This window comes from Haladaptatus salinisoli (genome assembly GCF_020614375.1).
GTDB classification, from domain to species: Archaea; Halobacteriota; Halobacteria; order Halobacteriales; family Haladaptataceae; genus Haladaptatus; species Haladaptatus salinisoli.
In genome coordinates this window covers 413,756-437,989 of record NZ_CP085329.1, presented here as the reverse complement: position 1 = coordinate 437,989, position 24,234 = coordinate 413,756, and the positions used below count along the sequence as shown (strand labels likewise).

The window sequence follows — 24,234 nt, the reverse complement described above, 5'->3', positions numbered from 1 at the left end:
GTTTCAAATTGGAATGGGGGACACGAGATTCGTAACGATACTAGGGACGCGTCCGGAGATCATAAAACTGTCACCAATAATACGAAAGTTCGGCGACGATAACGTTCCGAACGCGGTGATTCATACGGGACAGCACTACTCCGAAAACTTGGACGCGGTGTTCTTCGAGCAACTCGACCTCCCGCCGCCGGAGTACAATCTCGACGTGGGTTCGGGGTCACACGGGCGACAGACCGCCGAGATGCTCGCCCGTATCGAGGACGTGCTCGCGGACGAACGGCCCGACGCCGTCTTAGTTCAGGGCGATACGAACTCCGTTCTCGCCGGAGCGCTCGCGTCGGCGAAACTCGACGTCGAACTCGCCCACGTCGAGGCGGGGTTACGGAGTTTTGATCGCCGGATGCCCGAGGAGGTCAACCGGGTGCTCACCGACCACGCCGCGGATTACCTGTTCGCGCCGACCGAGCAGTCCAAGGAGTACTTGCGGGCAGAGGGCATTTCCGACGATCGGATCTTCGTCACGGGAAACACCATCGTCGACGCGGTCGAGCAGCACCGAAAGTTGGCGGCGCAGCGAAGCACCGTCCTCGACGAGCACGACCTCATTCCCGGGGAGTTCTGTCTCATGACCGCGCACCGTGCGAGCAACGTCGACGACCCCGGTCGATTCGCGTGCATCCTCGACGGGGTCGCCTCCTTCGCCGAGGAGACCGATAGCGACATCGTGTACCCGCTCCACCCGAGGGCCGAATCCATGCTCGCGGCGCACGACTTGCCGGTTCCGGACGTGATACGAGTCATCGAACCGCAGGACTTCCTCGATTTCCTCCGACTCGAAAGCGCATCCGCGCTCGTCTTCACCGACTCGGGCGGCGTTCAGGAGGAGGCGTGTATCCTCAACACGCCGTGCGTGACGATGCGAACGGCGACGGAGCGACCGGAGACGCTCGAAGTGAACGCGAACGTCCTCGTCGGCACCGACCCGGATCGCATCCGTACCGCTGGGGAACAGATGCTATCGGCGACGCGCGACTGGCCGAATCCCTTCGGAAACGGGACGGCGGCCGAACGCATCGTCGACGCGTTACTGAACGGCGACGACCCGAGCGACGGACGATCGGGCGGGACGCGTCCATAAACTAAATAACACCGGCCGGTGTCTACTTTGCTGCGATGACGGACATCTTAGTCACCGGAGGGTTAGGTGCGATTGGCGCACCGCTCACAGAGGAGTTAGAATCCCGAGGCCACGACGTCTGGGTTGCGGATCTCCCGTGGCACGAACGCGATCGATACTACCGCTGCGACGTGAGCGAGTATCGGCAACTCGAACGAGTGTTCGAGAGTCGGGATTTCGATTACGTCTACCACCTCGCCGCCGAATTCGGGAGGCGAAACGGGGAGGACTTCTACGAAACGATGTGGAATTCGAACGCCGTCGGAACGAAGAACATGCTCCGACTCCAGAAGGAGCACGGATTCCGCATGATATTCTCCTCGAGTAGCGAGGTGTACGGCGACTACGACGGCGTCATGACCGAAGACGTTCCGTTGCGAGACGGCCCTCGCCATCTGAACGATTACGCCATCTCGAAGTGGGTGAACGAACAGCAAATCTTGAACGCCGCCGACCGCTACGACACCGAGACCGTGCGCGTTCGATTCTTCAACACCTACGGTCCCGGGGAGAAGTACAGCGAGTACCGAAGCGTCGTCTGCAAGTTCTGCTACCGCTCGCTCCACGATTTACCGTACCACGTTTACGTGAACCACCACCGGTCGTTCACGTACATCGACGACACGGTTCGCACGCTCGCGAACATCGTCGAGAACTTCAACCCCGGCGAGGCGTACAACATCGCCGGCGAGGAGTACCACGACATCGCGGAACTTTCGGATCTCGTCCTCGACTACCTCGACAAGGACGACGACCTCGTCGAGTATCGCGGCAGAGAGCCCCACAACACGCTGAACAAGCGGGCCAGCGTCGAGAAGACCAAGCGTCACCTGAACCACGAGGCGCGAGTTCCGTTGGAGGAGGGAGTTCCGGAAACGATCGAGTGGATGCGTGAGTACTATGACGTCGAGTAACGATCGAGTCGCACGGGCGGCCGGCGGAGACGCGCTCGACACGATCGTCGTTGTCGGTACCGGATTCATCGGATTGCCGCTCGCGCTCCTGCTCGCGAAGCACGAACGGAACGTCGTCGGCGTCGACATCGACGAGAAGGTGGTGAAGGCGATCAACGACCGAAACCTCAACTTTGACGAGGACGAGTTCGAGACGCTGTTAGCCAGCGACCGTGTGAGCGAGCACCTCGAAGCGCGAACCGAGCCCACCGAGGGCGACGCTTTCGTCATATCGGTTCCGACGCCCTTGGCGGAGCCGAGCAAGACGCCCGACATCTCGTTCGTCGAGACCGCGCTCGATTCGATCCTCCCGTACCTCTCCGAGGGTGATCTGGTGAACATCGAGTCGACTCTGCCACCGCGCACCTTCGAAAAGACGATCGTACCGACGCTCCGGCAGGAGGGGTTCGAACCCGGACGAGACGTACAACTGGCGCACTCGCCGGAACGAATCCTCCCCGGCAACGTCTTCGAGGAGATTCGACACAACGACCGCATCATCGGCGGCGTGGACGACGCGAGCAGGCGCCGCGCGGCGGCGATATACGAACCGTTCTTGGAGGGGGACGTCTACTTCACGGATCTACTCTCCGCGGAACTGTGCAAACTCCTCGAAAACACGTTTCGCGACGTCAACATCGCGCTGGCGAACGAATTCGCGCTCATCGGCGAGCAACTCGACCTGAACATGAATCGGGTCATCGAACTGGCGAACAACCATCCGCGCGTCGATATACTGACGCCCGGAATCGGGGTGGGCGGCCACTGTCTCCCCGTCGATCCCTGGTTCCTCAACGAGGTCGACCCGGAGCACACGAATCTCATCACGGGCTCGCGGCGAATCAACGATAAGATGCCGGAGGTCGCCGCTCGAAAGATCCGTCAAGCGGTCGGCGATCGGACGGCCCCGCTAATCCTCGCCCTCGGCGCGGCGTACAAGCCGGAGACGTACGATTCCAGGAACAGTCCCGCGATAGAGATCGTAGAGTCCCTTCGCAACGAGCACTTTCGCGTCGATCACTACGACCGCCACGTAGACGGAATGGGGTACGACGACCTCGATTCGCTACTTCGCAGGGTGAAACCCGACGTCGTTCTTCAACTCGTTTCGCACGACGCGACCGACGCGGAACTGCGCGCGCTCGAACCGGAACTGGCTGAAGCGGGTATTCAGCTGCTACGTTTCGGGGGAGAAAATCCGCTCGATCCTCGACGGTACGATGAGTGAATCGGCGAACACGGAGACGGTGCGCGTGCTCGTCGTTTCGCAGATGTTCCCCCCGGAATCCGTCGGAGGCGCGCATCGATGGCAGCAGATGAGCCGACACCTTCCGGAGCGGTTCGAACCTCACGTCGTCTGTCCACCGCCGTCGGTTCCGTGCGAGGAGTTCGACCGGACGTACCGTCCGTGGAAACGCGAACGGGTCGAGGGCGTCCCCGTGACGCGCCTGTGGACGTACCAACCGGCCGAGGACAGATCGAACTTCGCCCGAATACTCAACTACGCCATTTTCGCGGTTCACGCCGCTCTGTACGTGCTCTGTACGTGGTGGCGTTACGACTGCGTAGTGACGCTCGTCGGACCGCACAGCACCCTCCTTCCGGGCGTCGTAGCGAAAGCGCTCGGTCGGGGATGGGTGGTGGACGTCTTCGACCTCTGGATCGACAACGCGGCCGACTTCGGGTTCGTGTCCGAGCGCTCGATCAGCTACAGCGCGGTTAGCTACCTCGAACGGCTCGCGATCACGCACGCCGACCACGTCACGGTGATTACACCGACGATGGCTCGGCAGTATCGGGAGAAATACGACGTCGGGTCGGACCAGTTCACGGTGCTCCCGTTCGGCGTGAACACGGATCTGTTCGACGGCGCGTCGGGGAGATCCGTACCTCGAGTCGTCTACACCGGGAAGCTGGGCGTCGGGCAGGCGTTCGAACCGTTTCTCCGCGGATTCGCGGATCTGACCGACGACTACGATCACGAGCTCCTGATGGTCGGGTTCGGGGAACGACGGGAGGAACTCGAAGCGCTGTGCGACGACCTCGGCATCGGATCCAGCGTTACGTTTCGCGGCGTCGTTCCCCGCGAAGAGGTCGCGGACTTGGTCGCCTCGTCGACGCTCAGCTGGGTGCCGCTTAAAACGGACCACCAACTCGATTACGCGCGTCCGACCAAGTTCCTCGAGACGATGGCCGTCGGAACACCGTACGTCGCCAGCGAGACCGCGGAGATCAGATCGGTCACCGACAACGTCGATGCCGGTATCGCGGTCGCGAACGATCCGAACGAGATCGCCGACGCGATGCGACGACTCATCGCCGACGACGAAAAGCGGAGGGGAATGGGCGAGCGAGGCGTCGAATTCATCGCCACCAACCATCGGTGGGAGACCATCGGTGAGCGGGCGGGTTCGGTGCTTTCGAAGGTGGCGCGAGAAAGCGCGTAACTGACCGTTCCTCGAACGGTCGGTGCGCGAGCGGCCTCCGTCCGGGCGAAGCGGCTTCGCTGCGATTACACGCGAGAATGGTATCCGTCGCGGAGGACGAACGCTACCGCATCCACGTACTGATTATCGTCCGAACGAGTCCGATCGCGTACCCGAGGCGCGGCTTTTTCGTCTCCCCGTCCTGTCGTTCGTTGATGGTTATCGGAATCTCCATGATTCGGAGGCCGTTCTTTCGCGCTTCGATGATCAACTCCGGCGCGCTGAACCGCTCTTCCGTCAGCGTGAGTTCGGTAAGGCTGTCGCCGCGGATCGCACGGAATCCGTTCGTGCAGTCGGTTATGTCGGATTTCAGGAGAACGTTTATGAGAGCGGTAAACACCCGAATCCCGGCTCGGCGGATCGTTCCGTTCCCGGAGCGATCGGTTCCCTTGTATCTCGACCCCATCACGAAATCCGCCTCGTCGTTGATGATCGGTAAGATGAGCGCCTCGAGTTCCTCCACAGGGTGCTGGCCGTCACCGTCCATCGTTACGATGATGGATGCGCCCGTCCGTCGCGCGATCTCGAATCCCGTCTTCAGCGCGCCTCCCTGTCCCTGATTGAGCGGATGTTCGACGACGATCGAGGAGTCGATGCGCGCTCGTTCCGCGGTGTCGTCCGCGGAGCCGTCCGAGACGACGATCGGCGTGACTTTCCGCTCCGCGATCGAATCCGGTAGCGATTCGACGATGGTCCGAATCGTGCTCTCCTCGTTGTACGCCGGGATGACGACCTGAATATCCCCCCGTTCGCCGGGAGAATCCGAGAGTTGGTCGATAGAGAGGTTTCGGGTCAGCTTATTCACTCGCTTGCGGGTGGTCCGAACGTTCGTGTGGAGGTAGAGAACGAGCGTGAGAAGCGCGAGATTCCCCAGCAGCGCGACGACGACGAATCGTTTTCGGATATCGAGTGCTAGGCCGACGAGGTCGTAGATCTGCGGGACGAACACGAACCCGAGAACTCCAACCGCCAGGATGATTCCGGTGAGCAGATCGGCCTTGACGAACTGCGTTCGATACCGATTGAACCCCCAAACGAGGATCGTGACGGCGATCCCCACGAGGAATAAATCGAGGGAAAAACTCATCGGTCGCTCCTTTTAGCGGAGCCCCTATCGCTTCCGCTGTTACTGATCGGTCGTCCGACTAGCCCACCCATGCTCTACCACCACTCATCACCACTGCCCGCTATAGTAGTAATGGATGCGAGCTGACTTGATAACCATCTAACTAGTGTGCCGTCAGTTAGCGTTGTCGCCCTGGTTCGATCTCCGGCGTCTATGAATTAATAACCGATATTCGAGCAGGAAGAGTGTAATCTTTTTACCACTAGCCGATGTCATCCTTTTAGAGGTAGATGGTAGTGCTATTCGACACCAGCAACGGTAGGCATAATCGACGAACACCCTTACGGCTCATTCGGAAGAACGGGCGAGTCGACGCTACTCCCCGATACTAATGCGGGTGCTAGTTACCGGGGGATGCGGTTACATCGGGAGCGTCCTCGTCCCCGAATTACAGGAAGCGACCGAAATAGAGGAGGTCGTCGTCCTCGACTCCTTAGAAACCGGATCTCCGCGAAATTTATTCGATGCGAACGTCGCGGAGGAGTTCTCGTTCTATCGGGGCGACGTCCGCAATTACGACGACGTTGAAAACGCCACGCGGAACGTCGACGCCGTCGTTCACCTCGCCGCGATAACCGGTGCTGAGAGCACTCACAATCGACCGGACGAAACTCGCTCCGTGAACTTAGAAGGGATGAGGAACGCGCTGAATGCGGCGAGAAAGTTCGATGTCGAGAACTTCGTGTACGCGTCTTCGTGCAACATCTACGGACGCGCGGGTAGCACGAACATCGACGAGGGAACTGAGCCCGATCCCCTAACGCCGTACGCGGAAACGAAAGTCGAAGCCGAGGACTTACTGCGGCAGTACGTCGACGAGTACGGGATCGCCGGCACGGCGCTACGAATGAGTACGAACTACGGGTACGCGCCGGGGATGCGGTTCAACCTCGTCGCCAATCGATTCGTCTTTCAGGCGCTAACCGACCGACCGCTAACGGTGTACGGAGACGGAACCAACTGGCGGCCGTTTATCCACGTTCACGACGCCGCTCGGGCGTACGCCCACGCCGTCCGCAGTCCCGCTTCGTGGCCGAAGACCGAGTACAACGTCGGCGTGAACGGGGAAAACTACCGTATCTCGGAGATCGGCAAACTCGTCCGCGAGGAGACGAGAACCGGGACGGAGATTACGTATCTCGAAGACAAGAATCCGGGGCCGTCCTACCACGTTAACTTCGATCGAATGACCGAGACGGGATTCGAACTGAGTTGGTCGCTCCGCGAGGGAATCAGGGAACTGATACGGCGTTTCCGCGGATTCGAAGCAGCGCCGGAGGTGTCGGTCCGTGGCTGAGGACAACTCCGATGCACCGCGCGTTACCGTCACCGGTGCCGCCGGGTACATCGGGAGCCGCGTCGTGAACCAACTCAACGCCGTCCACCCGGAGTGGGACGTCCGCGGCCTCGACAATTACTACAACGGCCAGGTTCGGTCCGTGGCCGACACGAGTATCGAGTACGTCGACGTTCGCAACCGTGAACGTCTCGAGCGAGCGCTCTCGGGGTCCGACTTGGTTCTGCACCTCGCCGCGCTCAGCGGCGTAGACGACTGCGAGGCGAATCCCGATCTCGCTCAGGAAGTCAACGTGCAGGGAACGAACAACGTCGCGTGGTGGTGTCGAAAGACCGGTTCCGGTCTCACGTTCCCGTTCAGTATGGCCGTGCTCGGCGACCCGACTTCGTTCCCCATCACGACCGACTTCCCGCGAGCGCCGATGAACTGGTACGGTCGAACGAAGCTACTCGGTGAGCACGCCGTCACCGCGCTCGCGGAGGAAACGTTTCCCGCGCACCTCTTCATGAAATCCAACGTCTACGGGGAGCATTCGATCGACGGACAAGTGCTCTCGAAAGGGACGGTCGTCAACTTCTTCGTGAACCGCGCACTCTCGAACGAACCGCTGACCGTCTACGAGCCGGGGACTCAGTCGCGCGACTACATCCACGTCGTCGACGTGGCCGACGCGTATCTGCGAAGCGCGGAGCGTCTACTCGAGGAGTTAGAGGGGGGCGAAACCGGAACATCGGCGTACGAAATAGCGAGCGGCAACGATAGGAGCGTCATCGACATCGCCCACCTCGTACGGCAGACCGTCGCAGAAGAGGCGGACGTCGATGTGGACGTCCAGCTCGTCGACAACCCGCGAGGGAACGAAACACTGGTCGAGGAGTTCTCCGTCGACACGAGCAAGGCGCGGACGGAACTGGACTGGACGGCCGACGAGGAGATCGAGGATAGCGTCCGAGAACTCGTCAGACGGAAAGTCGACGATAGCGCCTGAACGGCGACCGATGAGGGCGTAACGGTGGATCCGCATCCATGGTTCCAGCGAGCGCGTCCGATTCACCTTCCCGCCGGTTCGATTTCGACGAGCTACGTTCCTCACACCGCCGCTTCGTTCGAGTTAGGAAAGGGACCCGGGCCATAAACTCGAAGCGGCTCGAAAGCGGGAGTACTCGTTCCGTCGGTCGCAGAACCGGACTAACGAGACCGAACGGACGGTCGCGCTCCTCGGTTCAATCTCCCTCTCTCTGGCTTACCGGTACCGTCCCGTCACCATCCGAGACGTCCGCATTCTCGGCATCGACGGCGCCGCTCGGCGGTGATACCGACTCGAGGATCTCCTCGACGAGATCGCCGCTCGTCACGCCACTCAGCTCCGCTTCGGTGTTGATCTGGAGGCGGTGAATCAGAATCGGTTTCGCTAAAGCCTTCACGTCGTCCGGGATGACGTACTCCCGTCCGTGAATGGCGGCGCGCGCTTTTGCGGCGTTGAGAAATGCCAGCGACGACCGCGGCGATGCGCCGTATTTCACGTTCGAATTCTCGCGCGTCGCTCCGATGATGTCCAAGATGTATCCCTTCACCGCTTCGTCGATGTACACGTCCGAGACGATATCCCGAGCGGAGATGATGTCATCGACCGACACGACCTGCGATACGTCCTCCGATCCGAGATCGGGGTGACCATCGAATCGGTTCAGTAACTCGAGTTCGTCGTCTCGTTCGAGCAGGTCCACCGTCAGTTTGAGTTGGAAGCGATCGCGCTGCGCCTCCGGGAGTTCGTACGTACCCTCCATCTCGATCGGGTTTTGGGTCGCGATCACGATGAAGGGGGACGCAAGCGGGAACGTGTCTCCCTGGATCGTCACCGCCTGCTCCTGCATCGCCTCCAGCAGTGCACTCTGGGTTTTCGGGGTTGCGCGGTTGATCTCGTCGGCGACGGCGACGTTCGCGAAGATCGGTCCGCGTTGAATCTCGAACTCGCCGGTTCCTTCCCGGTAAACGTACGTCCCGGTGATGTCGGCGGGAAGGAGGTCGGGCGTCATCTGCATTCGGTTGTACTCCAAGCCCGTCGCGCGCGCAAATAAATTGGCGATCGTCGTCTTCGCCACGCCCGGTACCCCCTCCAAAAGCACGTGGCCCCGCGATAGCATCGCGATCGTGAGGTTTTCGACGATCGCCTCGTTTCCGATCAGAACGTTGCTCACTTCGTCGACGACGCTGGTGTAGATCTCGGCTGGATTACCCATTGGTGCGGCTTCGACTTCCAGCCAGATAATTCATCTGGCGCGGTGCGCCCGTGGCGGGTGTTCATCGCCCCCTATCGCTTTTCGCGTAGCGACTCGACGACTCGTTCGACGCGCTCGGAGTCCCACTCGGGGTGTCGTTTTTCGACGTAGGCGACCATCTCGCGTTCGCCGACTCGCGGGGTACTATCCGCGACGTCATTCCGCCGGAACTCGGCGAGTCGTCGCGGCAGTTCCGGCCGTCTCACCCAGAGTGCGAGCATCCCGATTCCGCAGGCTCCTACGACGATCTGAAGTAGCGGAGACGTTCGAAGCGTCAGTACGGCGAGCGCCAGCGGCGGAAGCTCGTTTGCGTGTGAGTAATCCAGTAGTACCGTCGAGTGGCCTTCGAAGATCTGACGGACGAACGCCCGGTTTCCGGATCGGTCGAGCATCGCGTTGACGAACAGGCTCGGATCGCTGACGATGATGACTCGTCCGTCGCCGATGCGCTCAGTGGCGGCGACCGGATGAGTTGCGAGCGTCTCGTCGGCGTCCAGATTCCCGTTCCGATTCGCATCGAGGTAGGCGTACTCCGACGTGTTCGCGAGCACGGTCGCGTTGTGCGGGCGGACGACCGTCCCGTAATTGAGCGTAAGCCTCTCGACGCCTCGGGTGAGGGAGCGGTTCCCTACGTTACGCGCCACCGGCATCGCCGGGGATCGATAGTTGTACCGCTCGTCCCGAACGAGTTGACCGTCTACGCGCGTTTTCGCTCCGAGCGATCGGAGCAGCGGATTGGAGTGCGGGCCGAAATCCTCCGCGACGATGAGCGTCCCCCCGTTCTGAACGAACTCCTTAACGTCGGCGCGTTCGGCGGGACGGTACGGCGTATCGGGGGAGAGAACGACCGCGACCGTCCCGTTCGGATTCGCGTCATCGTACATCGCCGTCTTCCGAACTATCTTGCTATCTGCCCCGGTAGCACTCGCTTCGGACTGTAGTTTCGACGCGCCGTCCCACGCGGAGTTGTAACTGCTGAACGACGCCGTCGATGTGCTCATGGCTACGAAAAGCGCTCCGATCGTCACCACGGCCAGCGCGAGGAGAAGCAGTTTCGGGTACTCCGCATCGAGTGGGTTGCTCACGGAATCAACCCCGAAGGTACGATTTTCAGGATCTTTCGAACGACGATGACCATGAGAATCAAAAATCCGAGGATCGTGATCCATCGCAGTCGCGCCCGCCACCGCGGAGCGACGTTAACCGGAGTAGTCAGTTCGACCACGATGACGAACCCGACGAAGGAAACGACGAAAAAAAGGGGAAGGGAGAAGACGCCTAACGCAACCAAAGCGACGAGCGCAGAGACCATCCACAGGACCTGCCAGTGAATAAAGCGTTGGCGGCGTCGAGTGACCATCGTCTTCCCAAACGTCCTTCGCGAACTTAAGCCGTGGGGGTGGAAGATCGCCGCTCGTGTCGGCCTTTCTTTCTTCCTGCGACACCACGACTACAAGGGTCCGCAAACGATCTCCGCCCCGTACGGTTCCGCACCGCGTCGCAGTAACGGAGGACTACCATCGGAGCACGGTATTTTAGGCTCTTCGAGTTCCGTCGCCATCCTCGTTTGAAGCATACGAATTAGCCGGTCGAATCGGATCGACGCCCCCGCCCTGGCTTCTCAGAACGGAAAATCGTATTTACAAGGAGGACGCTAACCGTTTCGGCGAACGGTACGCACGCCATTCTATTACATTACTATGGGCGTAATGGAATGGTACTGGAACAGAGTAGGTAGATCGGAAAAATCCAGACACGGTAGTCGACCCAAAACGTCACGGTGGCACGAACTTCGAGAGCGGGCGACGATTCCCCGGAAACGTCGGTGCACGGAAGGCGCGTCGATAACGCTTCGCGGAGAAACCGAGGAGGTGCCGAAACCCGCGTTCGTTCGTAACCGGTTCCTTGATGATTCGGAGTCTAAAATAAGCCGATGCCGGTCAGGAGGAAATAAGGACCTGAGAACGTGCTATCGTACGAGAAAAGAGTACCTACTCGCGAGCGGAAGTATATAGCTGCGTTGAGTAGAATTTAAAATCACTAAAATTCATTCGAAAAATCCTCATAACTGGGTATTAGGGCGGTTTGAAGGGGAAAATATATTATCTGGAAATTATATAGCCATTTTCACCACCGAGAGAATCGGTGATAGAATCAGCGCTCTCTTTTCCTCTCGTACTCGTGTGAGAATATAATACGAAAATAGGGTACCGAAAATCGGCGTCGATGGACGGTACTTCTCCGACATCCGCGTGCCGTCCGCGCGAAAAATTACCCTTCGCGCGTATCGGCGGTGAACCGACGTAAAGACCCGAAGAAAACGGCGCAAACGGAAAGGAACCGGCGACGCCGGTTCTAGTAAACGTCGAGAAGTAGTACGATACGCGTCCGATACTACCCGGTTCGATCGAAAGACGCGATACAAACGGACCAGCCCGGTGAACCGTTGGATTCCCGTTAAAATCGGACGTCGCTGACCACCCGAAGGGTGGCTGCGGACTACCGTATTCGGTAGTTATCGGAACTGACGCGTCACGTTCACTCGCCGATTTTGAGAAACGTTGCTTCGCCGTCCTGATAGACCGATACGCGATAGCCCTCGTAGGTGAACTCGATTTTAGCCTGCGCGGGTTCCGGCGGTGGGCTCGTAAAGAGGTTGCTCATGAAGGAATCGATCGCGTCGTAGACGGGCGTGAGCTCGTCGACGTCCTTGCCTTCGAACATCGCAATTACTTCTGCGACATCTGCTTGTGGGTCGCCGTCGTCTTCGGCGCGGAAACTCCAGTGACGGATTTCGCCGGGTTCAAGTGGCGTCTCGCTGGTCATCATTTGACCATCGGCGGTCATGGTGGTAAGCGAAGTGGCTGTTTTTTCGGCATATCTACCGTACCGAGCGTCTGAGAACCGATACGCTCACCCCGATACGGATTCTTCCGAGGTGTACGAGGGAGAGGGTCGGTCTTTATGGAACCGCTTGTCTCGGATACGTGACCAGCTTCTGATACGGTATACGCTAAACGGGAACTCGGGCGGCTTTTTCTCGATGGATGGTTCTGTGAACGTCACGGATGATTCCACTCACGAAATATCCGATCGCGTCAGTCGGCGGCCACTGATCCGATGGATGCCTGCACAACTGTCGTGTATCGGTCGGCGGTTGCCGCATCTACGCCGGCCGTGTACAGATCGCTGATGACGGCCTCGTCGCCGGCCGCCCAGGCGATTACGTCGAGATCGTTTTCGTGAGCGAGGTCGACGATACCCGTCTCCAGACACTGCGTCGAGTGAGGGTGGAGCGAGTCACACTCGAGGGTGAGCGCGGTTTGGATACCGACGGTGGCATCGACCGGCTCGCCGAACAGGTAGCCTCGCTTCACACTCGGGTCGTGTTCCCGCACCTCTGTCAGTGCGCTCGGGAGGAACGAGGTGATGCGTGCGTCTACGCCTGCGTCGTCGATGCGTCGCAGCACGTCGGCTGCCGTCCCCGTTTGTTTGAGTTCGATTTGAACGCTCACGCTCGACGGAATCGCGGCCAGCGCCTCGGATAACAGCGGAATTCGCTCGCCGGAGTCCAGAATCTCTAGGTTCCGTAGTTCGTCCCATTCTTTCCCGGCGACCGAACCGCGCCCTTCGGTCAGGCGATCGACGGTTTCGTCGTGGAAGACGACGAGCTCTCCCGACCGACATCGTCGGACGTCTATCTCGATGGCCGAAAAATCGCGCGATGCTCGCTCGACTGCAAAGACGGTGTTTTCAGGATATTGATCCGCACACCCTCGATGGGCGATGAGTTCCATTACTCTATCGGTGCACTGAACTCCCGAAGAATAAGTCTACCGTTTCGAAATCGGATCGGTCGACGCCGTTGAACGTCGGTTATCGCGGTGCGATAATCGTTTACGTGCACTCGCGAGGTCGTCGGGCCGATTGATTTCGAGATGATGGACGGGCGGAATCAGATGTCGCTTCGTCGGCAACTCGGCGTAAACGTGTGGATACCATTCCGTGCGGTTACGGGCGAGGAACTCGATCGCCTCCGTCCGGTACCGACGACTGACGATTCCGACGCCGGCGTGGCGAAGGCCGGGAACCATCCCGTAGTCGATGACGGTTCCCTCCTCGTCGCATCGGATCGCGGTGTGTTCGGTCTGACGGCCCGGAAGACAGGCGACGACGTTGTACCGACCGTTCAGCGCCTCGTGACGCTGGAGTAGCCGGTCGATAACCGACGGCGTGACCACCACGTCGCCGTTCAACACGAGAACGTCGTCGTCGATACATTCGAGCGCACGTCGAAGCGACTCCGCGTTTTCGTACTTCTCCCAACCTTCGAGGACGATGACCTCGGTTGCGGTGAGGTCGCCGATGACGTTCTCGCACCTGTAGCCGAGCACGATCGTAATCCCGTCGACGCGACCGTCGAGTGCTTCGCGTTGCCGGTCGTAAAGCGTCCGGTCGTTGACCTCGAGGAAGGCCTTCGGAATCTCGGCGGTCGCGTCTCCCATCCGGCTTCCGCAACCCGCCGCGAGAATCACTGCCTGCATGCGAGCACCTCCTTGGCGGCGCGTTCGCCGGCCCGTCCGTCCATCGGAATGCCGAGTTCCGCGCGACGCGCCGCCTCGCGCTCGGCGATCGAATCGGGGTAGCCGCGTTCGTACAGGTCGCCGACGGACGAGATATCGAAGTCGACGACGCTCGTTGCGTATCCGATCTCGGGGACGACGTTTTCCTCGGTGGCGATATCGGTTAGCTGGATGAGCGGCCGTTCGGTGTGGAGCCACTCGGCGATGATACCGGAGTAGTCGGAAACGAGCAGGTCGGCGACCCGCATGCTCGCGTTCGGCGTCGGATTCTCATCGAAGGTAACGTTCGGCAGCGTTGAGATTCGCTTCTTGCACGCTCTCGTGAGCGACCGCCCCGGCTCCTCGATTCGATCCATCGGATGCGGTCGGAAGAGCAGTTCGTACTCGGCGTCGGCGAACGTGTCGAGGACCGCTTTGGCGGTGTTCAAATAGGAACCACCGCCGTAGTTGTGATTGGTCGGCGCGTACAGCACCCGTTTTTCGCGAGGTGCGTCGGTCGTGACGAGGTCGTCGGCCTCCGGAATACCGACGACTGCGACGCGGGTGTCGTCGGAAAACGCCGCTCGGTATCGCCGCGCCCACCGCTCGCCGGGTGCAAGTGCGACGGCGACGGCGTGTCTGATCGTTTCTGCCGTTACGGTTCTCTCTCCACGTCCAATCGACGCACCGTGGCGGACGTGGACGAGCGGGTACTCGTCGTAAAAATCGATGTCCTTGATGCGGTATCGGTGGTTGTACACCACGACCGCCGGGTCGATCGTCCGTACGTTACGGTTGATATCGGTTATATCGTCGACGTCGATCTCCGATATAGTGTCGCTGCATCCACGGGCTTCCGATCGAACCGGAAGATACGCTGATGGGACGGTGACGTGCCTATCGATCGATTCGAACGTCTTCCCCATGAATTCTCGCTCTATGACATACAGTATTTCGACCATAATTACCCCTCTTATTCCACCCCTGGAAACGAGCACGTTATACTCGAATAACGCGATAGCAACGCAACTGCGTCTCGTCTTCCCTACTAACTAGGTGTGGTTCATATTTAATAATGTCCCTTGCTGCAGGACAAACGGTGCCCGCGAACCGCGACGAGTCACGCGCTCGTGCCAGCGAGAGCGAAATAGCCGGAATGAACGGTCACCGTACGAACGCGGTTCTCGCGTCCCGACCCGCCACGGCGAGGGAAAGCGAGCCCTCTCACCTTCAACCCCGATTCAACACGAACTATCGTTGAAATCATTCGGAAGAGAGTTCGTTTACGGGCGCGTGAGAGCAGTAATGGGAGAGAGCACACATACGGCGACGAAGGAAACGCTCGCACGGCTACCATCGGGGACGCAAATCGAGACGACGATACACACCTACACCGGTTCTGACGAGGGGCCAACGGTGTATTTACAGGCCGCACAACACGGTCGCGAAGTGAACGGGGCGGAGGTTCTTCGCCGGCTGCACGATCACATCGTCGACGTCGATTTGGCGGGCCGAGTCATCGCCGTGCCGGTTGCAGATCCGCTCACCTTCGATCACGTCTCGTACATTACTCCGGAGCAACTGGATCCGGTCAATCCAAATATGAACCGAGTCTGGCCGGGGAACCAAAACGGAACCGTTCACGAGCGAATGGCGGCGCGGCTTTGGCAACACGCTCGCCAAGCGGACGTAATCATCGACTTGCACACGGGCAGTCCGGATATGCTTCCCCACGTGGTCGCACTGGCAGGGCACGATAAATCACTCGCGCTAGGGCGCGTCTTCGGTACCAAGCTACTGCTCACCGAGCAAGCACACGCGGCCGCGAGCGAGGAATGGCATCGGCGAAGCTTCGGGGGGAAACTTCGCGTCGCCGCGGTCGAAGAAGGGATTCCGAGCATCACGCCGGAGTTGGCGTACAACAAACAAATTCTCGAAGATGCCGTCGATGCCGGCGTCACGGGGATTTTAAACGTACTGCGGCACCTGGATATCCTCGATGGTGCACCGATCGACACGGGGCCGCAAACCCTCGCTCGTAATCATCTCGGTCGCATCGTCGCATCGGAGTCCGGTCTCTTTCGCTCTAATCCGGACGTCACCGTCGGCTCGTCAGTTCGGAGCGGCGCGTTCCTCGGGACACTGTACGATCCGACGACGTACGAGCCACTCCAAACCGTTCGAGCGGATCGAGACGGTCTCCTCTACGCACTGACGCAAGAAGCGACGATCATAATGGGCGAGGCGCTCGCTAACATCGCGGAGCCGATCGAGGCGGAGGGCTGAGCCCTCGGTCGGCGTGACACCCCGACCAACGATCACGTTTACAAGGAAACGATAAACTAGGGGTCGGTCCTGCGGCGTGACTGCGATCAGTCAGCCGGGTAGGTAACCCGCCCGTCGGTTACCTCCGCGAAGCGAGTCAGTTCGTGCTCGTCAGCGCGGTCAGCGTCGTAGATATCGACGACCTCGCAGCCGCGGGCGAGGAGCCAATCGGCGACGATACGGCGGTGACAGCGCCAATAGACGGCCTCGGCGCAGACGATCACCGGCACGGACGTTTCGGCGAGCGCGACCACCTCGTCGAGCGCGGTCTGAAACTCGTCGGTGAGCGCGTAGTCGGCGTAGGCCCGGAACGAGTCGTTCTCCCACGCATCGTTCGGCGAATCCTCCAACGGGGACGAACGTCGCCCTCCGAGCGCCTCGAGATGGCGATACTCGATGCCCTGCTCGTCGAGAGCCCCGGCGAGCGCGTCGGCATCGAACTGCGGATTTCGACGCGAGCCAGGGAACCGGCGGATATCGACCGCGAGCGTGACGTCGTAGCTGCGAAGCGCCGATATGAACTCCTCGATCGAACGTGAGGAGTGCCCGATGGTGTACGCGCGTGTCACGCGGACCGATAGGGGACAGAGGGTAAAAGGCGCGTTGGCGAAAGGCGTTGATCGCCGAGACGGGACCGTCCGGCTTCTACCCGAAGCCGGGGTCTCGTCACCCGAGAAAAATCGCGCATACGGGCGAGAGATGGACGGAGGTGCGGTCGATGCCGTGTTCTCGAACCCGCTGAACGAGGGGTCCCGGTGACCGGCGCGAAAGCTACCCGACAACGCTCGTCTCCCCCGTGATGACCGAGATTCCGTTTTCGGATCTCTATCCGGTGATATCGGGAGTACGATAGAGAATCCGCCGACCGGGTTTTTGAGTCAGAAATACGAGCGCTTCCGCTAGTGGGACTGTTCGTTGACGATATAGCGATTGGTGATTTGGTAGCCGTCCCGCCAGTAGAGAACCGCGTGAATCACGAGTGCAACCGCGAACAGTCCGAAGTTCACGAGCGGTGAGTTGTAGTAGTAAAGATCGAGCGTCACGATCTGTCCGTTCACGAGCGGCCACAACGGTTCGAGTCGCGGGGCGATGTCCGGCGCTGAGAGCATGTCGGCGAAAATATGGCTAATGCTCCCGAGGAAGAAAGCACTCGCACAGAAGACGAATACGGTCTCTCGATCGAGAGTTCCTTCCGGGAACCAATTTCGATCGAGGTAGTCGGTCAATACGACTGCCGCGATAGCGCCACCGACGAGACTCACGACGATGGCAAAAAGGAGAGTATGGGTCACACCGTGGTGGTGTATCGTGGGGAATATCTTCCGCAAGTACAAGTCGCTGTCCGGAAAGAGCGCGCTGACGATCGTGATGCCGATGAACAGCATCGCGGGCCGGCGATTCCATAAAAACCACGCCGGGATTGCGAACAGTGCTCCGACGGCGATGTGTCCAGCGACGTCGGCCATGGTTCAAAATTGGCCGCGAGACGGATAACCATTGTCCCCGAGAGGTGCGTCCCTTCCCGAAACCGGCATTTATGGGGATATCAAACGCTCAATTAGGGAATCTATATCGAGAAACTATTTAACCATCTATGTGAAATGTGATACGTGAATCGACGGAGGTTCCTCGCTACAATTGCCGCCTCTCTCCGCCCTCTCCGGTTGCGTTAACGACCCGGGGGTGAGTGGTGGCTGGCTGCAGTTGCTGTCTACTGCTAATCCACCCGGCGCGATAGTCACCGACGCCTCCGACGAACGAAGATATCGCTCCTCTACAACGGGGGCTCCGACGAGCACGGCGAACCGGCGCTGCGGACATCGAAGTGACCGAACGCGAGTACGATACGGTGGCGCAGGCGCTGTCGGGTCTTCCGCGGTACTCACGAACCGAACACGACCCGGACCGTATCTCCGGTATCTATCTCCTGTACGAGGACGCCGTGTACGTGGTCGTCCTCACGCCGTTCTGTGCCGACTCGTGGATTCGGAACGCTCGCAGCAAGCGTGGGGAGTACGGATGGGGCGGCTGCGTCGACCGAGAGGAAATGACCAGAGGCAAACCCGATGCGCCGAGTCGATATCCGTGGGCTCGCTGGGCGAATCCTGCGTACCGGATACGCTACCGACGAAATACACCTTCTACGTTCAGCACGGCACTCTCGCTCGCCGTTCGGCAGTACACCCAGTTGTTGAACAGCGATACGTATCGACTGGGTAGCGGTGAGAACCGGGACGAGTTCGCGTTCAACGCTCGAATCGCGCTCGTCACTACTACGGAGTTCGTCGTGGATATCGACCGCTGCAACGCCCGTGGCCTCCCGCGTTCGAAATCGCCGCCACGACTGACCCTCGGTTTCGACTCTTGCAGGTCTCCGGCCACGGCGTAATCACGTCGCTTCGCTCGCCCGCTTCGGAATGCGAGTAGCTCTCGGTCGTGATCGCATCGACCAGCGGCGCGGTTCGTGTATCGGTTCGATCGAGATCAGACCGGTAGGCCCGCGCTCTCGCGCCACTCCTCGTCTAACCGCGCTCCCGTCTCTGCCAGGCCGTCGAACACCGTTTCGATGTCTTCGACGGTCGTCCGATGGCTGCAGATGGACATCCGGAGAGCGCGCCTGCCGCGGATGCTCGTGGTCGTGAGAAACGCGAGCCCGCTCTGTACGACCTCGTCGGCGATGCTCTGGTTCAGTTCGTCTACGTACTGGTGGATTCTCGCCAACGGGATTGCCGGCGGGTCGGCCAGCACCTCTCGGAGGTCCGCCGGAACGTAGCGAAACGAGTAGATGAACAGGTTCGGCTCCTGAACCGTCGCGAAGTCGTCGTGGGCATCGACGAGCGAATCGAGGTGCTCGGCACAGTCGACACTCTTTCGGAGCAGCGTTCGATATCCCTCCAACCCGTACTGTTTCAGGGTCATCCAGAGTTTCAGCGCGCGGAACCCGCGCGACATCTGCGGTCCGAACTCGTAGTAGTCGAATTCCTCCGGGGTCTCCGCGATCGATCCGCGGAGATACGACGCGTCCATCGCGAAGGTCTTTGCGAGTACGGTCTGCTCCCGGACGAGAACTGCTCCGCACTCGTAGGGAATAAACAGCCACTTGTGGGGGTCGAGCGTCACGGAATCGGCCCGTTGCATCCCGACGTAACGAGATTCGAACTCGGGAACCATCGCCCCGACTGCCCCGCAGGCCCCATCGACGTGGAACCAGAGATCCCGCTCCGCACAGACATCGGCGATCGCGTCGAGCGGGTCGATCGCACTGACGTTAATGGAGCCCGCCTGCCCGACGACGCAGAACGGTTCGTCGCCGTTCGCTCGATCGGCCTCGAGCATCCGTTCTAATGCGGTCACGTCCATCGTGAAGTCGTCGCGACTCGGGACGCGCCGAACGGCGTCGCGCCCGAGATTTAGCATGTCCGCGGCCCGAACGACGCTGGAGTGGCCTTCGTGGTCGACCATGTAAATCGTGTATCGCGGTCGGTCCGCTCCTTGCAACCCGGAACCGGTGGTCTCGTAATTAGTACGGTCACGGAGCGCAGCCAGAAGGGCGGTGAAGTTGGCCATCGTTCCGCCGCTGGTCAGTAGGCCGCCGGTATCGGGCGTGAATCCAATCGCCTCGGCTAACCACCGGATGCAACGGCGCTCGACTTCCGTTCCGGAGGGTGCGGGGTGCCAGCCGCCCGTATTCATATTAACCGTCGCCGCGATAGCGTCGGCCAGCGGAGCGAGCGCGGTTCCCGATCCCATCACGAAGCCGAAGTACCGCGGCGAGGGATTGTGGGTCGCGTACGGGATGACGTACTCTTCTACGGCGTCGAGGATCGTCTCCGGATCTTCACCGTTCTCGGGGAGGGGCTCTTCGAACGCAGCGACGACGTCCGCCGGTTCGGCCTGGACGTAAACCGGGCGGTCACGGATACCCTCGTAGTAGTCGGCGATCAAATCAACCGTCCGGTATCCCAAGTCTCTGAACCTCTCGCTGTCGATTTCGGCGACCGAGGATTCGTCCGAGGGTGTCATAGCAGACGATACTCTATGTGGGAAGTTAACGATTCCCTCGGACCGCGGATCGATGACCCGTTTGTCGGTCGAATAAACGACGCCGGTTTCGCCGGCGATGTCCGCGTCCACCCCACCGCTGATGCGGGAGGACACCGAAGGAACACACCGTTCGTACCGCCGTCCAGCGAACCGGCTTCTCGGACGACGAGTACGCGCTAAAACGCATCGTGACCAACCGAGCAACCTTCCCTCTACATCTCCACTCGCTCTACGAAAGTAGTCAGATAGAAGTGGATCGCACGTCAAGATCCGCTAATGGTACTGACACGGGGGCGATCGAGAGACGGAGATGCCGAAGAGAGGTTGCCCTATCTCAGGTTCGGACGACCGCTTTCCGTTCTACTCCTTTTTACGCTCTCGCTTACGCGAATCCCCACCGCCGCCGCGCACGGGGCAACTGCGACGGCGGGGCTCGCTCAGTGGCACGGAATCCTCCTCGGTCTCGGCGGTATCGTCGTCCTCGGAGGCGCCGTTCTCCTCAAGCGTACTAACCGTATTTCGCCAACGGTCGCGCTCTACGGTGTGTTCGCCGGAATCGCCGTAACTGCGCTCGGGGTTATCCTCTTCGAAGGGCTGTCATCTGATCCCACCTATTCGGCGCGGTCGATGCCGTTCCCACGTTCGTGGTATCAGCCGCTGGCGTTGTCGGTCGGCCTGTTGATCACGGTAACGAGTCTCGTCGTCGGCTTGCTTCGATGGCCGAACCGACCTCGCTACACCTTCCTCGGAATTATAGCGGGGATGTGGATCGCGTATCCCTATCTCCTTTCGGGTTCGACCGGCGATTCTCACCCGCTCGGATACGCGATCGTCTTCGGTACTCCCATCCTCGTCGGTTACGTCGTCTGGAAAGACGCGGGAAGTACGCTCCGCGCAGTGTTACGCGATCCAATTGCTCGTCGGTTCGGAATCGGAGTCGGCGTCGTGCTCGCTCTATTCTTCGTCACTGTAACGGGCTATCTATCGTTTTTCCCGGATGAGGCGTTCCCGCACGAAAACACCGTTGTCGTCTTGCCCGCGACCTATCAGTTGGTCACGTGGCCGACGCTCGAAATCGCACTGCCGCACGTCCCGCTATTCCTGGCGATTTCGCCCGGACAGATCATCGTGGTCGGACTGCTGAGCACCCTTATCGGGTTGAACGCCGCCCTCATCGCTCGCCACTGGCGCGTCGAAGAACGGGCGGGCATGACGGAAGGAACCGTCGGGAGTGCTGCGATTGTCGGATCGTGTACCTGCGGCTGCTGCGGTCCGCTCGTCGCCAAAATCGCTGTGTTAGCTGCCGGCCCCTCCATCGCAGCACCGCTGTACTGGGTGTTCGTCGATACCGCCTCCCCGCTGAGCGCACTGTTCATCGTCGGCAGTATCGTCCTGTTCGCCGGAAGCCTGATCTATTCGGTCGAAGCAGCACGGCGGCCCGATCGATCGAGCTCGATCGTTCCTGCGGATTGAACCGCAGCAATCCCGAATTCGGTGCGCAGGAACGTCGGGTCGCCATTCCCGCGTGTGAGCCGAGCAAGCTCGGAGAATATACCGGAGGATCGAGGGTTGTCCGCTTCCCAATCAGCGTCGACCCGAATCGTGCTGCCTCGACGGGTGGCTACCGGAATTCTCTATCGACGGCACTCGCGAGGCCCCCCACGTCGAGCCGCTACCGCTGCCACAGCGATAGTATTGCACCACCGCCGCCGATACTCATACCAACGAGGCCGTACTCGAACTCCTCCTGGCGGAACTGGTACGCAAGCGAGGCCGTCAGCATGCCGCCAGAGGCTCCGATCGGGTGTCCGAAGGCGACGGCGCCGCCGCGGGGATTCATCCTTTCGCGGGGAATGCCGATTCGTTCCATGACGTAGACGGACTGGACCGCGAACGCTTCGTTAATCCAGTACGCGCCGATATCGTCGGCGTCGAGATCGTTAGCGTCGAGAAGCCGTTCGACCACATCGCCGACCGCTTCGTTGAACTCGTCCGGGTTTCGGTAGACGACTTCGTAGTCCAATAACCGAGCCATCGGGTCGAGACCGGCGTCAGCGGCTGCATCGGCATCGGCGAGCAAAACGGCCCCGGCGCCGTCCGAGAGCTTCGACGCGTTCGCGGGTGTCACGGTACCGTCTTCCCGGAACGCTGGCGATAGTCGAGAGAGATCCTCCAGGGTCGACTCCGGACGCGGTCCCTCGTCGCGGTCGACGGTACCGGTTGGCGTCTCCACCGGGACGATTTCGTCGTCGAAAGTTCCGTTTTCTATCGCTTCGGCCGCTAACCGATGACTCTCGAGAGCGTACCGGTCCTGCCGTCCGCGCGAGAGATCGTACTGATCACCGGCTCGGTCGACGAGTCGTTCGGCGATCTCGCCCATGTGAACGTCGAGGTTGACGTCCCAGAGGGCGTCGAGGATCATCGAATCTTCGAGCGTGACGTTCCCGTGGCGCTTCCCTTTCCGGTGATCGGGGAGAATCCACGGGGCGTTGGTCATCGACTCGAACCCGCCCGCGATGGCGAACGAGGAGCGACCGGCATCGATTCGATCGGCGGCGAGTGCGATCGCCCGGACACCTGAACCGGACGCTTCGTTGATCGTCGTGACTTCGGTGGTGTTCGGGAGGTCGGATTTTACGACCGCCTGTCGGGCGGGAACCTGACCGATACCCGCCTGAATCGCATTTCCGAGTCCGACCCAGTCGATCCGATTTGGGTCGAGTGGGATGCGGTCGAGTAGGCCGTCGAGCGCTGTTTTTCCGAGGTCGACGGCTGACACGTCCGCGAGCGAGCCGAGCAGCGTCCCGTGCGGTGTCCGAACCCCATCCACGAGCACGACGTTCTCACGCGGAGTCATCCGTCGCTTCCCGACCTAGTTCCTCCTCGACGGACGTAACCTGCTCATCGGCCTGCTCGTCGGTGGTTCGCTCGTCATCGATCTGCAGGACGGTGGCGACCCGTTCGGCATCGACCGCTCGGTGGGCGGCCTTTACCGCTGCAAACAGTTCGTCGATGTCGTCCGCCTCGATCACGGTTCCCATCGCGTTCGTCTCGTACGAGACGTCGAATCCATCGAGTTCTTCGACCGCTGTCGCGACGTCCTCCGCCATCGATTCTTTCGGTACCGGCGTTACGCTGAGTGATGCAATGACTGTCACGCACACCGTAACGAGGTGCAGTTCCTAAACCGTACGGGCCGACCGGGGGGAGGACAGTGAGACGTGACGCCACCGGAAGAGGAACACCGACGGACCCGCGAATCGGACGCGGGCAACTGACGGCCGCCGTTCCCGAACCGCTTCCCTCTCGGAGAGCACACCGGCGACGACTCACTCGACGGACTCCTCGCTCGACTGAAGGAATTGAAGGAAGGGTAGTCTTCGACCGATTTGACCGCTCCTCCAACGGACCGTTTAGAATAACTTACCCGATAGCGTGGGGAAGTCGATGCGCGCTCACCTGCGAAATCCTTCTCCGAACTAGCGCCGGAAACGGTGTTACTCGTTCGGCGTAACGGTCAACGTTCTCGAGCGACCCTTCCGGTGGAAGGAGACCTCTGGTCGCTCTTCGTGCTCGGATTTTGGTAGACGGGCGGTACGGAACCGTCCCGCTGGCCGCATCGTTCGAATAAAATACGCCTCGAGCGTGGAAGCGGTTCCAGACCGTTTTCCGGAGCGACAGAGCTACGGCTACGTCCGTCTGCGTACCGTTCTCTCGGATGCGATCGTGACCGCGATCCACTTCTTTGCTGGAACCTCATCTCCAGAAGCGGGCGCATCCGTTTTCGGCGACCGGGATATCCGTCAAATGGCCCATCGCCGAGACGGCGAGATACCGTGTAAACAATTTCGGGACGACGTAGCGAATTTCGTGGTCGCCAGGGTACACGTCTACGGTCGGCCAGAATACGTTTTCCAGCCCGCAATTTTGATGACGTGGTCACAACGGATTAGACGTGCTAGCTGGTATCCTATTCCGTCGGGCA

General features: G+C 60.4%; 22 protein-coding genes. 9 read left to right on the top strand and 13 right to left on the bottom strand.

The window, feature by feature from the left end; genetic code table 11:
* The first annotated feature begins 13 nt into the window (after positions 1–13).
* From wecB to LIX00_RS19935, 4 genes are read left to right on the top strand one after another with little or no spacing between them, the layout of a single operon-like run.
* A complete protein-coding gene (gene wecB / locus LIX00_RS19950) occupies positions 14–1,138 on the top strand; it encodes a non-hydrolyzing UDP-N-acetylglucosamine 2-epimerase (protein WP_227356308.1) in 1,125 nt (374 codons plus the stop codon).
* 35 nt (positions 1,139–1,173) lie between these two features.
* Positions 1,174–2,091, top strand: a complete 918-nt coding sequence (locus LIX00_RS19945; RefSeq protein ID WP_227356307.1) for an NAD-dependent epimerase/dehydratase family protein — start codon at positions 1,174–1,176, stop codon at positions 2,089–2,091.
* Positions 2,078–3,358 (top strand): nucleotide sugar dehydrogenase, encoded by a 1,281-nt coding sequence (locus LIX00_RS19940; RefSeq protein ID WP_227356306.1) that lies wholly within the window; start codon positions 2,078–2,080, stop codon positions 3,356–3,358. Before LIX00_RS19945 ends, LIX00_RS19940 begins: the two co-directional genes overlap by 14 nt.
* Positions 3,351–4,577: a glycosyltransferase family 4 protein gene (locus tag LIX00_RS19935; RefSeq protein WP_227356305.1), complete on the top strand. Its 1,227-nt coding sequence runs from the start codon at positions 3,351–3,353 to the stop codon at positions 4,575–4,577. Before LIX00_RS19940 ends, LIX00_RS19935 begins: the two co-directional genes overlap by 8 nt.
* A 103-nt stretch (positions 4,578–4,680) precedes the next feature.
* Here the strand turns inward: LIX00_RS19935 and LIX00_RS19930 are convergent, their stop codons facing one another.
* Positions 4,681–5,703 carry a glycosyltransferase family 2 protein gene (locus tag LIX00_RS19930; protein WP_227356304.1) on the bottom strand — a complete coding sequence of 341 codons (1,023 nt, stop codon included), beginning with the start codon at positions 5,701–5,703 and terminating at the stop codon, positions 4,681–4,683.
* A 370-nt stretch (positions 5,704–6,073) separates the two neighbouring features.
* Between LIX00_RS19930 and LIX00_RS19925 the strand changes: the two genes are divergently transcribed.
* Together LIX00_RS19925 and LIX00_RS19920 are read left to right on the top strand one after the other, a co-directional pair.
* A complete protein-coding gene (locus LIX00_RS19925) occupies positions 6,074–7,039 on the top strand; it encodes an NAD-dependent epimerase/dehydratase family protein (RefSeq protein ID WP_227356303.1) in 966 nt (321 codons plus the stop codon).
* The gene (locus LIX00_RS19920; RefSeq protein WP_227356302.1) at positions 7,032–8,027 is read left to right on the top strand and encodes an NAD-dependent epimerase/dehydratase family protein; all 996 of its coding nucleotides are present in this window, start codon (positions 7,032–7,034) and stop codon (positions 8,025–8,027) included. Before LIX00_RS19925 ends, LIX00_RS19920 begins: the two co-directional genes overlap by 8 nt.
* Positions 8,028–8,262: 235 nt before the next feature.
* Here LIX00_RS19920 and LIX00_RS19915 read toward each other — a convergent pair whose 3' ends face one another.
* The 7 genes from LIX00_RS19915 to LIX00_RS19885 form a co-directional block, all read right to left on the bottom strand.
* Complete coding sequence (locus LIX00_RS19915) at positions 8,263–9,279, bottom strand: AAA family ATPase (protein WP_227356301.1); 1,017 nt, start codon at positions 9,277–9,279, stop codon at positions 8,263–8,265.
* A gap of 71 nt (positions 9,280–9,350) precedes the next feature.
* The gene (locus LIX00_RS19910) at positions 9,351–10,403 is read right to left on the bottom strand and encodes a DUF4350 domain-containing protein (protein WP_227356300.1); all 1,053 of its coding nucleotides are present in this window, start codon (positions 10,401–10,403) and stop codon (positions 9,351–9,353) included.
* On the bottom strand, positions 10,400–10,678 hold the full coding sequence (locus LIX00_RS19905; RefSeq protein ID WP_227356299.1) for a DUF8044 family membrane protein: 279 nt from the start codon (positions 10,676–10,678) through the stop codon (positions 10,400–10,402). The genes LIX00_RS19910 and LIX00_RS19905 overlap by 4 nt, the downstream gene beginning before the upstream one ends.
* Positions 10,679–11,856: 1,178 nt before the next feature.
* Positions 11,857–12,165 carry a HalOD1 output domain-containing protein gene (locus LIX00_RS19900; protein WP_227356298.1) on the bottom strand — a complete coding sequence of 103 codons (309 nt, stop codon included), beginning with the start codon at positions 12,163–12,165 and terminating at the stop codon, positions 11,857–11,859.
* A 251-nt stretch (positions 12,166–12,416) separates the two neighbouring features.
* A complete protein-coding gene (locus LIX00_RS19895) occupies positions 12,417–13,115 on the bottom strand; it encodes a glycerophosphodiester phosphodiesterase (protein ID WP_227356297.1) in 699 nt (232 codons plus the stop codon).
* A 36-nt stretch (positions 13,116–13,151) separates the two neighbouring features.
* A complete protein-coding gene (locus LIX00_RS19890) occupies positions 13,152–13,862 on the bottom strand; it encodes an NTP transferase domain-containing protein (protein ID WP_227356296.1) in 711 nt (236 codons plus the stop codon).
* On the bottom strand, positions 13,850–14,878 hold the full coding sequence (locus LIX00_RS19885) for a CDP-glycerol glycerophosphotransferase family protein (RefSeq protein ID WP_227356295.1): 1,029 nt from the start codon (positions 14,876–14,878) through the stop codon (positions 13,850–13,852). The genes LIX00_RS19890 and LIX00_RS19885 overlap by 13 nt, the downstream gene beginning before the upstream one ends.
* A 307-nt stretch (positions 14,879–15,185) precedes the next feature.
* On the opposite strand from LIX00_RS19885, the gene LIX00_RS19880 reads away from it, so the two are divergent.
* Entirely contained in the window at positions 15,186–16,166 is a 981-nt protein-coding gene (locus LIX00_RS19880; protein WP_227356294.1) for a succinylglutamate desuccinylase/aspartoacylase family protein, read from the top strand.
* Between the two features lie 86 nt (positions 16,167–16,252).
* Here LIX00_RS19880 and LIX00_RS19875 read toward each other — a convergent pair whose 3' ends face one another.
* Positions 16,253–16,774, bottom strand: a complete 522-nt coding sequence (locus LIX00_RS19875; protein WP_227356293.1) for a DUF488 domain-containing protein — start codon at positions 16,772–16,774, stop codon at positions 16,253–16,255.
* Positions 16,775–17,104: 330 nt separating this feature from the next.
* Positions 17,105–17,671 (bottom strand): metal-dependent hydrolase, encoded by a 567-nt coding sequence (locus tag LIX00_RS19870; RefSeq protein ID WP_227356292.1) that lies wholly within the window; start codon positions 17,669–17,671, stop codon positions 17,105–17,107.
* A 359-nt stretch (positions 17,672–18,030) separates the two neighbouring features.
* Between LIX00_RS19870 and LIX00_RS19865 the strand changes: the two genes are divergently transcribed.
* Entirely contained in the window at positions 18,031–18,594 is a 564-nt protein-coding gene (locus LIX00_RS19865) for a hypothetical protein (RefSeq protein WP_227356291.1), read from the top strand.
* A 95-nt stretch (positions 18,595–18,689) separates the two neighbouring features.
* Here LIX00_RS19865 and LIX00_RS19860 read toward each other — a convergent pair whose 3' ends face one another.
* Positions 18,690–20,228, bottom strand: a complete 1,539-nt coding sequence (locus LIX00_RS19860; protein ID WP_227356290.1) for a pyridoxal phosphate-dependent decarboxylase family protein — start codon at positions 20,226–20,228, stop codon at positions 18,690–18,692.
* Positions 20,229–20,525: 297 nt separating this feature from the next.
* Between LIX00_RS19860 and LIX00_RS19855 the strand changes: the two genes are divergently transcribed.
* A complete protein-coding gene (locus LIX00_RS19855) occupies positions 20,526–21,722 on the top strand; it encodes a hypothetical protein (protein WP_227356289.1) in 1,197 nt (398 codons plus the stop codon).
* A 199-nt stretch (positions 21,723–21,921) separates the two neighbouring features.
* Here LIX00_RS19855 and LIX00_RS19850 read toward each other — a convergent pair whose 3' ends face one another.
* Together LIX00_RS19850 and LIX00_RS19845 are read right to left on the bottom strand one after the other, a co-directional pair.
* Positions 21,922–23,106, bottom strand: a complete 1,185-nt coding sequence (locus LIX00_RS19850; RefSeq protein ID WP_227356288.1) for a thiolase family protein — start codon at positions 23,104–23,106, stop codon at positions 21,922–21,924.
* Positions 23,093–23,407, bottom strand: coding sequence for an MTH1187 family thiamine-binding protein (locus LIX00_RS19845; protein ID WP_227356287.1), 315 nt, complete (start codon positions 23,405–23,407; stop codon positions 23,093–23,095). Before LIX00_RS19845 ends, LIX00_RS19850 begins: the two co-directional genes overlap by 14 nt.
* Between the last annotated feature and the right edge of the window lie 827 nt (positions 23,408–24,234).